This is a genomic window from Idiomarina aquatica (assembly GCF_004362895.1).
Taxonomy (GTDB): Bacteria; Pseudomonadota; Gammaproteobacteria; order Enterobacterales; family Alteromonadaceae; genus Idiomarina.
Window position 1 is genome coordinate 1 of record NZ_SNXI01000032.1, and the last position, 15971, is coordinate 15971.

General features: G+C 48.0%; 12 protein-coding genes and 1 tRNA gene. All 13 read right to left on the reverse strand.

Going from position 1 to position 15971, the window contains the following annotated elements; genetic code table 11:
* A partial coding sequence (locus DEU29_RS13390) for a GTP-binding protein (RefSeq protein ID WP_208107646.1) occupies positions 1-95 on the reverse strand: 95 nt, incomplete at its 3' end.
* Positions 96-155: 60 nt separating this feature from the next.
* Positions 156-2279, reverse strand: a complete 2124-nt coding sequence (gene fusA, locus DEU29_RS13395; protein ID WP_133540857.1) for an elongation factor G — start codon at positions 2277-2279, stop codon at positions 156-158.
* 30 nt (positions 2280-2309) lie between these two features.
* The gene (gene rpsG, locus DEU29_RS13400) at positions 2310-2780 is read right to left on the reverse strand and encodes a 30S ribosomal protein S7 (protein ID WP_133540859.1); all 471 of its coding nucleotides are present in this window, start codon (positions 2778-2780) and stop codon (positions 2310-2312) included.
* 71 nt (positions 2781-2851) lie between these two features.
* Positions 2852-3226: a 30S ribosomal protein S12 gene (gene rpsL / locus DEU29_RS13405; protein ID WP_006956845.1), complete on the reverse strand. Its 375-nt coding sequence runs from the start codon at positions 3224-3226 to the stop codon at positions 2852-2854.
* Between the two features lie 203 nt (positions 3227-3429).
* Positions 3430-7662, reverse strand: coding sequence for a DNA-directed RNA polymerase subunit beta' (gene rpoC, locus DEU29_RS13410; RefSeq protein ID WP_133540862.1), 4233 nt, complete (start codon positions 7660-7662; stop codon positions 3430-3432).
* Positions 7663-7734: 72 nt separating this feature from the next.
* On the reverse strand, positions 7735-11763 hold the full coding sequence (rpoB, locus tag DEU29_RS13415) for a DNA-directed RNA polymerase subunit beta (RefSeq protein ID WP_133540864.1): 4029 nt from the start codon (positions 11761-11763) through the stop codon (positions 7735-7737).
* Positions 11764-11977: 214 nt separating this feature from the next.
* Positions 11978-12352 carry a 50S ribosomal protein L7/L12 gene (gene rplL, locus DEU29_RS13420; protein ID WP_133540866.1) on the reverse strand — a complete coding sequence of 125 codons (375 nt, stop codon included), beginning with the start codon at positions 12350-12352 and terminating at the stop codon, positions 11978-11980.
* Positions 12353-12405: 53 nt separating this feature from the next.
* Positions 12406-12924, reverse strand: a complete 519-nt coding sequence (gene rplJ, locus DEU29_RS13425; RefSeq protein WP_133540869.1) for a 50S ribosomal protein L10 — start codon at positions 12922-12924, stop codon at positions 12406-12408.
* Between the two features lie 266 nt (positions 12925-13190).
* Complete coding sequence (gene rplA, locus DEU29_RS13430) at positions 13191-13886, reverse strand: 50S ribosomal protein L1 (protein WP_133540871.1); 696 nt, start codon at positions 13884-13886, stop codon at positions 13191-13193.
* 3 nt (positions 13887-13889) lie between these two features.
* Positions 13890-14318 (reverse strand): 50S ribosomal protein L11, encoded by a 429-nt coding sequence (gene rplK / locus DEU29_RS13435; RefSeq protein ID WP_133540873.1) that lies wholly within the window; start codon positions 14316-14318, stop codon positions 13890-13892.
* Positions 14319-14455: 137 nt separating this feature from the next.
* On the reverse strand, positions 14456-14995 hold the full coding sequence (nusG, locus tag DEU29_RS13440; RefSeq protein WP_133540875.1) for a transcription termination/antitermination protein NusG: 540 nt from the start codon (positions 14993-14995) through the stop codon (positions 14456-14458).
* 1 nt (position 14996) lies between these two features.
* Positions 14997-15377: a preprotein translocase subunit SecE gene (secE, locus tag DEU29_RS13445; RefSeq protein ID WP_133540877.1), complete on the reverse strand. Its 381-nt coding sequence runs from the start codon at positions 15375-15377 to the stop codon at positions 14997-14999.
* Positions 15378-15429: 52 nt separating this feature from the next.
* A tRNA-Trp gene (locus DEU29_RS13450) sits at positions 15430-15505 on the reverse strand.
* Between the last annotated feature and the right edge of the window lie 466 nt (positions 15506-15971).

A 15971-nucleotide genomic window follows, 5' to 3' on the forward strand; every position in this document is an offset into this window, starting at 1 on the left:
ATAGCAGCAGTAAGAGTAGTTTTACCGTGGTCAACGTGACCAATGGTGCCGACGTTTACGTGCGGCTTCGAACGTTCAAATTTTTCTTTAGACATGATAGTTCCTCAAACTTAAGTTAAAAGCCCGGTCTCGTAAAAAACCGGACCAGACCTTACTTATTTAGCGTTACGCTCAGCCATCACTTTTTCAGCGATGTTGTTTGGTGCTTCACCGTACTTCAAGAATTCCATTGAGTATGATGCACGACCTTGGGTTTGTGAACGCAAGTCAGTTGCGTAACCAAACATCTCAGACAATGGAACAACAGCGTTGACAGCTTTCAAGCCACCTGGCGCTTCTTCCATACCTTCGATAAGACCGCGGCGACGGTTTAAGTCACCAACCACATCACCCATAGATTCTTCTGGCGTGATAACTTCAACTTTCATCAACGGCTCAAGTAATACCGGATCGGCTTGCATTGCGCCTTTTTTGAAAGCCATGCTACCGGCGATTTTAAATGCCATTTCTGATGAGTCGACGTCATGGTAAGAGCCATCATACAGGGTTGCTTTAACACCCAGTACTTGGTAACCGGCTAATACGCCCTGTTCCATCTGCTCTTGAATACCTTTATCAACAGCCGGGATGTACTCTTTTGGTACCACACCACCAACAATTTCGTTAACGAATTTGTACGTGATGTCTTCGCCATCTTCGTCTTCTTCGATAACCATTGGCTCCAATTTAAGCCAAACGTGACCGAACTGACCACGACCACCTGATTGACGTACGAATTTCCCTTCGACTTCAACCGGCTTACGGATAGCTTCACGGTATGCAACCTGAGGCTGACCTACGTTACATTCAACTTTGAATTCACGCTTCATACGGTCAACGATGATATCCAGGTGCAACTCACCCATACCAGAGATAATGGTTTGGCCAGATTCTTCGTCAGTCTTAACACGGAACGACGGATCTTCTGCAGCCAACTTACCTAAAGCAATACCCATTTTTTCCTGGTCAGCTTTAGTTTTCGGCTCTACCGCAACAGAGATAACCGGCTCTGGGAATTCCATACGCTCAAGAATAATCTTGTTGTTTGGATCACACAGCGTATCACCTGTAGTTACGTCTTTAAGACCGATCAATGCAGCAATGTCACCCGCGCGTACTTCTTTGATTTCTTCACGGCTGTTAGAGTGCATCTGAACCATACGGCCCACGCGTTCTTTCTTGTTTTTAACCGGGTTGACGACACCGTCGCCCTGGTTAAGAACACCTGAGTATACGCGCACGAACGTTAGCGTACCAACGAACGGGTCAGTTGCGATTTTAAACGCCAATGCCGAAAATGGTTCGTTGTCATCAGACTTACGAACACCTTCAGACTCATCGTCTAAGATACCAGTAATTGCTTTAACTTCAGTTGGTGAAGGCAAGTATTCAATAACCGCGTCAAGTACCGCTTGAACGCCTTTGTTTTTGAATGCAGAACCAGCAGCAACCAGGCAGATTTCGTTTGCTAGTGTACGCGCCCGAAGACCTAGTTTGATTTCTGCTTCTGTCAGTTCGCCTTCTTCCAGGTATTTTTCCATCAACTCTTCGTTGGCTTCAGCCGCAGCTTCTACCAATTCAGCGTGATATTCTTCACACTGGTCGACCATATCAGCAGGGATCTCTTCATAAGTGAAAGAGGTGCCCATGTCTTCGTCGTTCCAGTTGATGAACTTCATCTTGATCAAGTCAACAACACCACGGAAATTTTCTTCTGAACCCACTGGCAATTGCATTGGTACAGCAACTGCATTCAAGCGAGTTTTCATCTGTTCAACAACAGACAAGAAGTCAGCGCCTGCACGGTCCATCTTGTTGACGAATACCATGCGTGGAACTTCATATTTATTCGCCTGACGCCAAACGGTTTCCGTTTGCGGCTGAACACCAGAAGAAGCACAAAGAACGACAACAGCGCCATCAAGTACCCGCAGAGAACGTTCTACTTCGATGGTGAAATCAACGTGTCCAGGGGTGTCGATGATGTTTACGCGGTGTTCTGGGAACTGCTTATCCATACCTTGCCAGAAACATGTAGTTGCTGCAGAGGTAATGGTAATACCACGTTCTTGTTCTTGCTCCATCCAGTCCATGGTAGCTGCACCATCGTGCACCTCACCAAGTTTGTGAGACAGACCAGTGTAGAACAACACACGTTCGGTTGTGGTTGTCTTACCGGCGTCTACGTGAGCGCAAATACCGATGTTACGATAACGCTCAATGGAAGTTTTACGAGCCACAATAAACTCCTTACTCGGTTAACTGTGAATTTACCAGCGATAGTGAGCAAACGCTTTGTTTGCTTCAGCCATGCGGTGAACGTCTTCACGTTTCTTCACAGCTGACCCTTTGTTTTCTGATGCATCTAGCATTTCAGCTGCCAGACGCTGCGACATTGATTTTTCACCACGGGTGCGCGCTGCATCAACTAACCAGCGCATAGCCAGTGCGTTACGACGTACCGGACGAACTTCAACTGGAACTTGGTAGGTTGAACCACCCACACGACGAGATTTAACCTCGACTGTCGGACGCACGTTGTCTAACGCAGCGTCGAAAATTTCCAAATGATCTTTACCTGACTTGTCTGCCAGGATGTCCAGTGCACCGTAGATAATCTTTTCAGCGACTGCTTTTTTGCCGTCAACCATGACGACATTAATAAACTTAGCCAACAACTCCGATCCGAACTTAGGATCTGGAAGGATTTTACGTTGACCTATGACGCGTCTTCTTGGCATCTCAATATTCTCCGATTAATTCAGGGTATTACCCAAAACGTACAAAGTTTGGCCTTACTAACGGAGAACCGTTAAGACTTAGGCCGCTTCGCGCCGTACTTAGAACGGCCTTGTTTACGATCGTTAACACCTGAACAGTCAAGTGCACCACGAACGGTGTGGTAGCGAACACCTGGCAAGTCTTTTACACGACCGCCACGGATCAGTACGACTGAGTGTTCTTGTAGGTTGTGACCTTCACCACCGATGTATGAAGAAACTTCATAACCGTTGGTCAAGCGAACACGACAAACTTTGCGCATTGCAGAGTTTGGCTTTTTCGGGGTTGTGGTGTAAACACGGGTACATACACCGCGTTTTTGAGGGCACGCTTCAAGAGCCGGAACGTTGCTTTTCACAACCGGCTTTTGACGGCCTTTACGCACCAGCTGGTTAACTGTTGCCATTCATTACTCCTAGTTTAGTTGATGTCGCTTTTTAGCGCGCACAATGTGCGTGAAAAATCGCTAACTCTGACCATTAAACGCCAGATCCCGAAATTCGGGAGCGGGAATTTTAATGGTCATAATTTCACCTGTCAAGGTTATATAAAAGAAGCCGGCACTGAAATCAGTACCGGCTTTTGTACGCTGACTAAGCAGAGCGTGCGTTATTCTGCACTATCGTCGCTTTGGCCACCCGCATTTAGGGCATCAGTCAATTGCTGTTCTGCTTCTTCCGCGGTCATCTTAGGCGCTTCCGGTTCAACCGCTAACTCTTCCATACGGCGGTCCATGCGCTCTTTATGATAAGAGTAACCGGTACCGGCAGGAATCAAACGACCTACGATAACGTTTTCTTTCAGTCCACGCAGACTGTCTTTCTTGCCGCCAACAGCTGCTTCGGTCAGGACACGTGTAGTTTCCTGGAACGAGGCTGCTGAGATAAACGACTCGGTCGACAGTGAAGCTTTGGTAATACCTAGCAACTGACGTTCGAAGCTTGCCGGTTGTTTGCCTTCAGCTTCTGCTTTTGCGTTAGCCGCCAGTACTTCGGCCATTTCAACCATTTCGCCTTCCAGCAGATTGGTGTCATTGGCACGTAAGATAAGCGCTTTGCGCAGCATCTGACGAACGATAGTTTCTATATGCTTATCGTTAATCTTAACGCCCTGCAGACGGTAAACTTCCTGTACTTCGTTGACGATGTAGTTAGCTACCGCACTAACGCCACGCAAACGCAGAATGTCATGTGGAGCCTCAGGACCGTCGGCGATTACCTCACCTTTTTCGACGTGTTCACCTTCAAACACGTTAAGCTGACGCCACTTCGGAATCATCTCTTCGTGTTGTTCAGCACCGTCAGTCGGCGTGATGATCAGGCGACGCTTGCCTTTGGTTTCTTTACCAAACGACACAGTACCTGTCTTCTCTGCAAGAATCGCCGGCTCTTTCGGACGACGTGCTTCGAACAAGTCCGCAACCCGTGGCAAACCACCGGTAATATCGCGGGTCTTCGAACCTTCTTGCGGAATACGCGCCAGGGTATCACCGACTTTAACTTCGGCATTATCTTCCAGGTTGATGATGGCGTTGCCTGGCAGGAAGTACTGCGCAGGGATATCAGTGCCGACGATATTAACGTCGTTACCTTTATTATCCACCAACTTAACCATCGGACGCATGTCTTTACCGGCACTGGTACGTTGACCTGTTTCCAACACTACCACGCTGGATAGACCGGTCAGTTCGTCGGTTTGACGGGTCATGGTGACACCATCAATCAAGTCAACAAACTTGATGCGACCTTCTACCTCGGTAATGATTGGGTGCGTGTGCGGGTCCCAGTTAGCAACGGTTTCGCCGCCTTCAACTGAGTCGCCTTCGCCTTTTTTCAAGGCTGCACCGTAAGGTACTTTATAACGTTCACGCTCACGGCCGAACTCGTCGATTAACGTCAGTTCAGTAGAACGTGACGTAATAACGTGCTGTTTATCGCTGTTAACAACCCACTTGGCATTGTGCAGTTTGATCGTACCCGGGTTTTTAACCTGAACACTGTTCTCTGCTGTTGCCCGTGATGCAGCACCACCGATGTGGAAGGTACGCATGGTAAGCTGTGTACCTGGCTCACCGATTGACTGTGCAGCAATAACACCAACTGCTTCGCCTTGGTTAACCATATGGCCACGAGCCAGGTCACGACCGTAACAGTGCGCACAAACACCGAAGTCTGTGTCACAGGTGATAACCGAGCGAACTTTTACTTCATCAATTGAGTTTTCTTCAAGGATGTCGCAGTTCTTCTCATCCAATAAAGTGTTACGCGGTAACAACACATCTTCTGAGCCTGGCTTCATTACGTCTTCACAAACCACACGACCCAATACGCGTTCGCGCAATGGCTCGACAACGTCACCACCTTCGATTAGCGGTTTCATTGTCAGGCCTTCGAATGTGCCGCAATCTTCTTCCATGATTACGACGTCTTGTGATACGTCAACCAGACGACGTGTCAGGTAACCTGAGTTCGCTGTTTTCAGTGCCGTATCGGCCAAACCTTTACGCGCACCGTGCGTCGAGATGAAGTACTGAAGTACGTTCAAACCTTCGCGGAAGTTTGCGACAATTGGTGTTTCGATGATTGAGCCATCTGGCTTGGCCATCAGACCACGCATACCCGCCAACTGACGAATCTGTGCGGGGCTACCACGAGCACCTGAGTCGGCCATCATAAAGATCGAGTTAAATGATGCTTGTTCCTCTTCTTTGCCATCTTTGTTAGTGACGACTTCTTTAGAGAGGTTTTCCATCATCGCTTTCGAGACTTTCTCGTTGGCGGTTGACCAAATATCGATGACTTTGTTGTATTTCTCACCAGCGGTTACCAAACCAGATTCAAACTGTTCCTGAATCTCGGCAACTTCTTCTTCCGCGGCTTCAACAATCTCTTTTTTCGCATCCGGGATGACCATGTCGTTAATACCGACAGAGGCACCAGAGACCATCGCATAGTGGAAACCGGTATACATCACCTGGTCAGCAAAAATAACGGTGTCTTTAAGGCCTAAATCACGGTAAGCCAGGTTTAGCATACGCGCAATTGGCTTTTTACCCATTGGCTGGTCGATTAGCTCAAACGGCAAGCCTTTTGGCATAATTAGCGACAACAACGCACGACCGACGGTGGTTTCACGTAACTGTGTGCGGGTTTCACTATTGCCGTCTTCGTGAATGACCGTATCAGTGATACGCACTTTCACGCGGCTGTGAAGCTCAACCAACCCATTGCGGTAAGCTTTTTCAGCTTCTGACGGGCTCTTAAATACCATGCCCTCGCCTTTGGCGTTGATTTTTTCTTTGGTCATGTAATACAGACCCAAAACAACGTCTTGCGAAGGAACAATGATGGGGTCGCCGCTTGCTGGTGACAGCACGTTATTGGTCGACATCATTAGTGCGCGAGCTTCTAACTGGGCTTCCAGCGTCAATGGCAAGTGAACCGCCATTTGGTCACCGTCGAAGTCGGCGTTGTAAGCAGCACAAACCAATGGGTGCAGCTGAATCGCTTTACCTTCGATTAGTACCGGTTCAAATGCCTGAATACCCAAACGGTGCAATGTTGGCGCACGGTTCAATAGTACCGGGTGCTCTTTGATGACTTCATCAAGAACGTCCCAAACCTCAGCGGTTTCACGCTCAACCATCTTCTTCGCGGCTTTGATTGTCGTCGCTAAACCACGACGCTCAAGCTTGCCATAGATAAACGGTTTGAACAGTTCCAGTGCCATTTTTTTCGGCAAACCACACTGATGCAAACGCAATTTAGGACCTACGGTGATAACCGAACGGCCTGAGTAGTCTACACGTTTACCCAACAGGTTCTGACGGAAACGACCTTGCTTACCTTTGATCATATCGGCCAAAGATTTAAGCGGACGCTTATTAGAACCGGTGATGGCACGACCACGACGACCGTTGTCTAACAACGCATCAACCGCTTCCTGCAACATCCGTTTTTCGTTACGGACGATGATGTCAGGTGCTGCTAAGTCAAGCAGGCGCTTAAGGCGGTTGTTACGGTTGATAACACGACGGTACAGATCGTTAAGATCCGAGGTCGCAAAACGACCACCGTCCAATGGTACCAATGGGCGCAGATCCGGTGGTAAAACCGGTAGTACTTTTAGAATCATCCACTCAGGTTTGTTACCCGACATTTGGAAAGATTCAAGTAGCTTCAGGCGTTTACTAATTTTCTTACGCTTGGTTTCAGAGTTCGTTTCTGGTAATTCTTCGCGTAATTGCTGAACTTCGGCATCGATGTCAATAACACGCAACAGATCCAGTACCGCTTCGGCACCCATCTTCGCATCAAATTCATCGCCGTGCTCTTCCAACGCATCCAGATACTCTTCTTCGGTCAGGATCTGACCTTGCTCTAATGACGTTAAACCACCTTCGGTTACGACATAAGATTCGAAGTAAAGTACGCGTTCAATGTCACGCAACGTCATATCCAGCATCAAACCGATGCGCGACGGCAACGATTTAAGGAACCAGATATGCGCAACCGGGCTAGCCAATTCGATGTGACCCATGCGTTCGCGACGCACTTTGGTCAGCGTCACTTCAACGCCACACTTCTCACAGATAACACCACGGTGCTTCAAACGCTTGTATTTACCACACAAGCATTCGTAATCTTTTACCGGACCAAAGATACGTGCACAGAACAAACCGTCACGCTCTGGTTTAAAAGTACGGTAGTTGATTGTTTCCGGCTTCTTCACTTCACCATATGACCAACTACGGATCATGTCAGGCGATGACAGCTGGATTCGAATACCATCGAATTCTTCTGTCTGATTGGCCGGTTTTAAAAACTTAAGCAAGTCTTTCACGATTTATCTCCTGTCGGAGTTCAAACCTCTGGGGAGCGCAAGCACTCCCCGAATTCATTCCGCAACAGCGTTTTAGCTCTGTTCCAGCTCGATATTAATACCCAGTGAGCGAATCTCTTTCAACAATACGTTGAACGACTCAGGGATGCCTGCATCCATCTGCAAGTTGTTGTCGACGATGTTTTTGTACATCTTGGTACGACCATTGACGTCGTCCGATTTCACCGTCAGCATTTCCTGCAAGGTGTAAGCTGCACCATAAGCCTCTAATGCCCAGACTTCCATCTCACCGAAGCGCTGACCACCAAACTGTGCCTTACCGCCCAGTGGCTGCTGAGTAACCAAGCTGTACGAACCAGTAGAACGGGCGTGCATCTTGTCGTCAACCAAGTGGTTAAGCTTAAGCATGTACATGTAACCCACGGTTACGTCACGCTCAAAGCGGTCACCGGTACGACCGTCATACAAAGTAATCTGGCCCGACTCAGGGATATCTGCCAGTTTCAGCAGTTCCTTGATTTCGGCTTCTACCGCACCGTCAAATACCGGCGTTGCAGTCGGCAAACCGCCACGCAAGTTGTGTGCAAGACGCAACACTTCGTCATCGCTAAACTCGCTGATATCTACTTGCTGACGGCATTCGCCCAGCGCGTAGACTTGTTGCAGGAAGTCACGCAAATCTTGCATCGCCTGTTGCTGCTTCAGCATCTTATCTATCTTGATACCGATACCACGCGCGGCCATACCCAGGTGCGTTTCCAATACCTGACCAATGTTCATCCGCGACGGTACACCCAACGGGTTTAGTACGATGTCGACTGGATTACCTTCTTCGTCGTGTGGCATATCTTCAACCGGAATAATGGTTGAGATAACACCTTTGTTACCGTGACGGCCAGCAAGTTTATCGCCAGGCTGAATACGACGTTTCACAGCAAGGTAAACCTTAACAATCTTCAGTACGCCAGGCGCCAGATCATCACCCTGGGTGATTTTACGGCGCTTAGTTTCGAACTTCTGATCAAAGTCTTCCCGGATTTGCTGGTATTGCTCTGCAATCTGCTCTAACTGTTCTTGTGCACTTTCGTCACTCAAGCCCTGAGTTAACCAATTGCTACGGTCCATGCTCGCCAATTTAGCTTCATCGAAGCCATTAGCCAGTAACAGGTTGCGTGCACGGTTGTAGATACCTTCTTCAAGGATCTTGAACTCTTCGGTTAAATCCTTCTTAACCTTGGCCAGTTGCATCTCTTCGATTGCAATCGCACGTTTGTCTTTTTCTACGCCGTCACGAGTAAACACCTGAACATCAATAACAGTACCGTTCACGCCGTTAGGCACGCGCAGTGAGCTGTCTTTAACGTCTGATGCCTTCTCACCGAAAATGGCTCGCAACAGTTTCTCTTCTGGTGTTAACTGAGTTTCACCTTTAGGCGTTACTTTACCAACCAGAATGTCGCCACCGTTAACTTCCGCCCCAACGTATACAACACCCGCTTCATCCAGCTTGCTCAGCGCAGACTCACCTACATTTGGAATATCTGAAGTGATTTCTTCAGCGCCCAACTTGGTGTCTCGAGCCACACAGTTCAATTCCTGAATGTGGATGGTTGTCATGCGGTCTTCCTGAGCAACACGCTCAGAAATAAGGATAGAATCCTCGAAGTTATAACCGTTCCACGGCATAAATGCGACGCGCATGTTTTGACCCAAGGCTAATTCACCCAGGTCTGTAGACGGTCCATCGGCTAGTACATCGCCACGGGTAACCGGTTCGCCCGGATTAACCGTTGGCTTTTGGTTAATACAGGTGTTTTGGTTAGAGCGCGTGTACTTAGTCAAGTTGTAGATGTCGATACCGGCTTCGCCAGGTACCATTTCTTCTTCGTTGACTTTTACAACGATACGGCTGGCATCCACGTAATCAACTACACCGCCACGTTTCGCTACCACACAAACACCGGAGTCAACCGCGATGGTGCGTTCAATGCCTGTACCCACTAACGGCTTGTCAGCGCGTAATGTTGGTACTGCCTGACGCTGCATGTTTGAACCCATCAATGCACGGTTGGCGTCATCGTGCTCAAGGAACGGGATCATACTCGCTGCAATCGATACGATTTGCTGCGGTGCAACATCCATATATTCAACCTGTTCTTTACTGACCAGGGTGAATTCATTTTTGTGGCGGCAAGGAATCAAGTCTTCGACAAGTTCGCCGTTGTCGTCCAGCGCAACGTTGGCCTGGGCGATAACATAGTTGCCTTCTTCGATTGCTGACAAATAAACAACGTCGTCGGTTACCTGGCCATTTTCGATACGACGATACGGCGTCTCCAGGAAGCCATATTCGTTCGTACGGGCAAAGGTCGACAACGAGTTAATCAAACCGATGTTCGGACCTTCCGGCGTTTCGATTGGACACAGACGACCATAGTGAGTCGGGTGAACGTCTCGAACTTCGAAGCCGGCGCGCTCACGGGTCAAACCACCCGGACCTAATGCAGAAATACGACGCTTATGCGTGACTTCTGACAGCGGGTTGTTTTGGTCCATAAACTGCGACAATTGGCTCGAGCCAAAGAATTCTTTTACCGCGGCACTAATCGGTTTAGCGTTGATCAGGTCCTGCGGCATCGTATTATCCAGGTCGCCCAGCGATAAACGTTCTTTAACTGCACGCTCTACACGAACCAAACCGACACGGAACTGGTTTTCCGCCATCTCGCCGACAGAGCGGATGCGACGGTTGCCCAAGTGATCAATATCGTCAACTTCATCAAGACCGTTACGGATCTCAATGAGCTTCTTCATTACTTCGATAATGTCGTCGTTGGTCAAGGTGTTAGTACCGGTCAGGTCTTCACGACCTAAACGTCGGTTAAACTTCATCCGGCCAACAGTCGACAAGTCATACCGATCTTCACTGAAGAAAAGATTGTCGAACAAAGCTTCGGCTGCTTCACGCGTTGGCGGCTCACCCGGACGCATCATCCGGTAAATCTCAACCAATGCTTCTAAGCGATTGGTGGTGCCATCAACACGCAGGGTCTCACTCATATATGGACCGTGATCAAGGTCGTTAACAAACAATGTTTCGACCTTTTTGATACCGGCTTCGCTCAATTTAGCAATGAGTTCAAGCGTTAATTCATCATTCGCGTTAGCAACGATTTCGCCAGTCTTTTTATCTGCGTAATCCTTGGCTAGCACTTTGCCGACCATATATTCAACCGGCACTTCAAGTTCAGACAACTCAAGCTTCTCAAGTTGGCGAATATGACGTGCAGTAATACGACGACCTTTTTCGACGATCATTTCACCATCCGGTGACTTGATATCGAATTTAGCCGTTTCACCACGCAAGCGTTCTGGCACCAATTGCATTTTTACTTTGGTCTTCAGAATCTCGAAATACGTGGTCTCGAAGAACATCTCGAGGATTTCTTCGGTGCTGTATTCAAGCGCACGTAAAATGATTGACGCAGGTAGTTTACGGCGACGATCGATACGCACGAACACGTTGTCTTTAGGATCAAATTCAAAATCCAGCCAGGAGCCACGGTAAGGGATAACGCGCGCGTTATACAACACTTTACCTGAGGAGTGTGACTTCCCTTTGTCGTGATCAAAGAACACACCTGGCGAACGGTGAAGCTGTGACACGATGACGCGTTCGGTACCATTAATGACAAACGTTCCGTTCTCAGTCATTAATGGGATTTCGCCCATGTACACTTCTTGTTCTTTGATGTCTTTAACTGTTCCAGCGGCTGCTTCTTTGTCAAACAGAACCAGACGCAGCTTCACACGCAGTGGCGCAGAATAAGTAATTCCGCGAATTTGACATTCTTCAACGTCAAACGCAGGCTCACCCATGTGGTAACTGACGTACTGCAGTTCCGCATTACCTGAGTAGCTGGCAATCGGAAAAACCGAACGAAAAGCTGCTTCCAGACCATTGTTTGCCTCTGGATCAACTTCAATAAATTTCTTAAATGAATCAAGCTGCATTGACAGCAAGTAAGGCACTTCCAGCACTTGTGGCCGTTTACCAAAGTCCTTACGAATACGTTTTTTCTCTGAGTAGGAGTACGCCATGGGGTTCCTCAGCTAGCTGATTGATGACCCTAACCAACGAGTGGTTCGATGGTTAAATACAGAGTGTTAATCTGTTGTTCCCGTTGTTCTATTTACCGCTAACTTGTATCCCAACGACGGGCAAAAATGATACAAGCGTTAAAGCGCGAAAAGGCTGGTGGTCAATTAACCACCAGCCTAAGGCCGCTAGGCCAGATGTAGAGCTAAAGTTAAATTACTTAACTTCAACTTCCGCACCAGCTTCTTCAAGCTGCTTTTTCAGCTCTTCAGCTTCGTCTTTGCTTACGCCTTCTTTGACTGCTACTGGAGCAGACTCAACCATAGCTTTAGCTTCTTTCAAGCCAAGGCCAGTTGCGCCGCGTACTGCTTTGATCGCTGCAACTTTGTTGCTGCCTGCGCCTTTCAGTACTACGTCAAATTCAGTTTTCTCTTCAGCTGCTGCTTCGCCGCCAGCTGCTGGAGCAGCTACTGCTACTGCCGCAGATGCGTCAACGCCGAATTTTTCTTCAGCTGCTTCGATCAGTTCAACCAGTTCCATAACTGGCATTTCAGCGATCGCGTTTAAGATATCGTCTTTAGTCAGAGCCATTACTCTAAACTCCTGGGTTGATAATTACAAAAAATGGTTAAAAAACCAACGTATTATTTAGCGTCTTTAATTGCAGCCAACGTTCTAACGAACTTGCTAGGTACTTCGTTAACAGTCTTAACGAATTTGCTAACAGGTTCTTTGAAGGTGGCGAGCAATTTAGCCAATGCTTCGTCACGAGTCGGAAGTGAAGCAACTGCATCCAGTTTTTCTGGACCCATGATGCCATTACCGATTGACAGAGCTGTCACTTGCAAGTTCTTGTTTTCTTTTGAGAAGTCTTTGAACAAACGAGCTGATGCGCCCGGTGCGTCCAATGAGAACCCATAAACAAGAGGTCCTTTAAGTGCATCGCCCATGTCTTCAAACTGGGTGCCTTCAAAAGCGCGTTTTGCCAGTGTATTTCGTACAACTTTAACGAAAATACCCTGCTCGCGAGCTTTCTTGCGCAACGCAGTCATATCGGCTACTTCGATGCCTCGATATTCAGCAACGGTGACGGCTAGCGCATTTGAAGCAACTTCGTTAACTTCCTTAACGATGGCTTTCTTTCCGGCTAAACCAATTGCCACTGATATCACCTCGTTTTCAATTTGGGACCGAAGTCCCTCGTTACAATTAGGTGGGACAAAACCCACCGCGTTGTCACGGTGATTCTCTACCCAGAGAGCCTGAGTCGGATATCACCATCTGCGTAGGAAATTAAGTGCCACTACCCAATATTCCGGGATACTCGCGGTACACCTACGGTCTTGGACGGGAGCCTTGCTTTGTTGCTATTAACAACGCCACGGCAGCTCCAACCCATAAACCATTACATTAACCTAACTGAAGCGAATTAAACCGCTGCTACAGTTGCCTGGTCAATGCTTACGCCAGCGCCCATTGTGGTGGACAAGCTGATGCGTTTTACATAAACGCCTTTAGCTGATGAAGGCTTCGCTTTTTTAAGCGCGCCTAACAATGCTTCAAGGTTTTCTTTCAATTTGTCGTTATCGAAATCAACACGGCCGATTGTTGCGTGAACAATACCGTTTTTGTCGTTGCGATAGCGAACCTGACCTGCTTTAGCATTTTTAACTGCTGTTGCTACGTCAGGAGTTACCGTACCTGTTTTCGGGTTAGGCATCAGGCCGCGTGGACCTAAGATTTGACCTAATTGACCGACAACACGCATTGCATCAGGCGAGGCGACAACTACGTCGAAGTTCATCTCGCCCTTCTTAACTTGCTCTGCCAGATCTTCCATACCAACGATGTCAGCACCGGCTTCTTTCGCTTTCTCTGCATTGTCACCTGAAGTGAATACAGCGACGCGAACGTCACGACCAGTACCGTTTGGCAGTACAGTAGCACCACGAACGTTTTGGTCAGATTTACGCGCATCGATGCCTAAGTTTACTGCGACATCAACACTTTCTGTGAATTTTGCTGTTGCTAACTCTTTTAACAGAGTGATAGCTTCATTCACATCGTAATCACGGGCTTCAACTTTCTCTGCGATCATACGAGCGCGTTTTGTTAATTTAGCCATTGATTAGCCCTCCACGTTCAAGCCCATCGCACGAGCAGAGCCGGCGATAGTGCGTACAGCTGCGTCCATGTCGGCAGCAGTCAAATCAGGTTCTTTTGTCTTAGCAATTTCTTCTAATTGCGCGCGAGTTACCGTACCAACTTTCTTGGTGTTTGGCTCGCCTGAACCACTTTTGATACCAGCCGCTTTCTTCAACAAGAAAGACGCAGGAGGTGTCTTGGTAATGAATGTGAATGAACGGTCTTCGAATACTGTGATTTCAACAGGAACCGGTGCACCCTTTTCCAGGTTATCAGTTTGCGCGTTGAACGCTTTACAGAATTCCATGATGTTCACACCGTGCTGACCCAATGCTGGACCAACTGGCGGTGACGGGTTAGCTGAACCAGCAGCTACCTGTAATTTGATGATGGCTGATACTTTTTTCGCCATGATTATCACCTCTGTTGTGGGTTTAGCGCCTCGTAATTTGTCAGAGTCAAATTACTCAATCGGCTTCCCGTTAAAAAAGGACGCGAATTATAGGATAATTCGCACCCATGATCAATGCTTGCGTGGTTATTTTTTGATCACGCTTTTTCTATCTGTCCGAACTCCAGATCAACTGGCGTTGCGCGACCAAAAATTGATACCGATACCGTTACGCGACTTTTCTCATAATCGACTTCTTCGACTGTACCGTTGAAATCAGCAAATGGTCCATCATTAACACGCACCACTTCGCCTGGTTCAAATAACGTTTTCGGCTTAGGCTTGTCTTGAGAATCTTGCAGACGGTCCAGAATCGCATCAGCTTCACGCTTAGAAATAGGTGTAGGACGTTCTGCTTTACCACCGATAAAGCCTAATACTCGAGGGACACTTTTTACTAAGTGCCAGGTTTCGTCGTCCATTTCCATCTCGACCAGTACGTAGCCGGGAAAGAATTTACGTTCGCTTTTACGACGTACACCAGCTTTCATTTCGACAACTTCTTCTTTAGGTACTAAAACTTCCCCAAATTTGTCTTCCAAGCCGTGCATTTTGATGTGTTCTTTTAGAGATTCAGCGACGCGCGCCTCAAAACCGGAAAAAGCTTGTACAACGTACCAACGTTTATTATCGCTCATATTAAATCTCCAAACCGGTTAGGAAGCCAACAACACGCACTAAGATACCGTCAAGGCCCCATAAGATTAATGCAACAATAACCGTCGCAACAACCACGATTAGGGTTGTCTGAGTCGCTTCCTGGCGTGAAGGCCAAACGACTTTGCGCACTTCGGTGCGGCTCTCTTTAGCAAACGCTAAAAATTGACGACCTTTGCTGGTCATTGCTGCAGTAAAACCTGCCAAGCCAACTAAAATGACCACCGCAATAGCGCGGTATAATACAGAAACTGTTTCTGTGTAATAGTGGTTGCCGCCGATAGCAACGACCAACAAGGCGATGGTTATAATCCACTTAACGCTATTTAAGGAACTGCTTTGCGTGTCGTTATTTGCGCTCATTCTAAAATCCTAATTGCGACTGCCGTTTCGCTCAACGAACTGATATAAAATCTGGCAGGGGCGGAGGGATTCGAACCCCCAACCGTCGGTTTTGGAGACCGCTGTTCTGCCGTTGGAACTACGCCCCTGTATTTTCCCTGGCACGAGTTACGGGCTCAGGATTGGACGCGGTATTATACCTAAGACTGCGCGAAGCGCAACACTCACTTCGTTCGCGGCGCTTTGCCCCTGCGGGGCGGCCGTTTGTGCCTGCGGCACGGCTGTTTGTTGCTACGCAACGGCTGTTTATGCGCTCGCTTCGCTTGCGCACGGCCTTTTGCGCCTGCGGCGCGGGAAAACATAAATACTAAAACCTAAACAACCTTGTTTTTGGTTTTACCGCCGCCGCAGGCGGCAAACAGCCGTAACCGCCAAAGTCAGGTTACAAACAGCCATCGCCGCAGGCGATAAAAAGCCGCCCGGAACGGGCAAAAAGCCATAAAAAAACCCGGCCAAAGCCTAATGCCGATCAGTTAAAGAATTTTTAGCGATCGGTTGACCGATCCGGCAGAGCCTTCAAAATCCATAGTCAGACTGTCTGGCTATGGATTTTTT

Excerpts from the sequence above, each read along its gene's own strand:
- rpsG (WP_133540859.1), bottom strand. The coding sequence starts at position 2,780 with ATGCCAAGAAGACGCGTCATAGGTCAACGTAAAATCCTTCCAGATCCT.
- rpsL (WP_006956845.1), bottom strand. The coding sequence starts at position 3,226 with ATGGCAACAGTTAACCAGCTGGTGCGTAAAGGCCGTCAAAAGCCGGTT.
- rpoB (WP_133540864.1), bottom strand. The coding sequence starts at position 11,763 with ATGGCGTACTCCTACTCAGAGAAAAAACGTATTCGTAAGGACTTTGGT.
- rplL (WP_133540866.1), bottom strand. The coding sequence starts at position 12,352 with ATGGCTCTGACTAAAGACGATATCTTAAACGCGATCGCTGAAATGCCA.
- rplA (WP_133540871.1), bottom strand. The coding sequence starts at position 13,886 with ATGGCTAAATTAACAAAACGCGCTCGTATGATCGCAGAGAAAGTTGAA.
- rplK (WP_133540873.1), bottom strand. The coding sequence starts at position 14,318 with ATGGCGAAAAAAGTATCAGCCATCATCAAATTACAGGTAGCTGCTGGT.
- nusG (WP_133540875.1), bottom strand. The coding sequence starts at position 14,995 with ATGAGCGATAATAAACGTTGGTACGTTGTACAAGCTTTTTCCGGTTTT.
- secE (WP_133540877.1), bottom strand. The coding sequence starts at position 15,377 with ATGAGCGCAAATAACGACACGCAAAGCAGTTCCTTAAATAGCGTTAAG.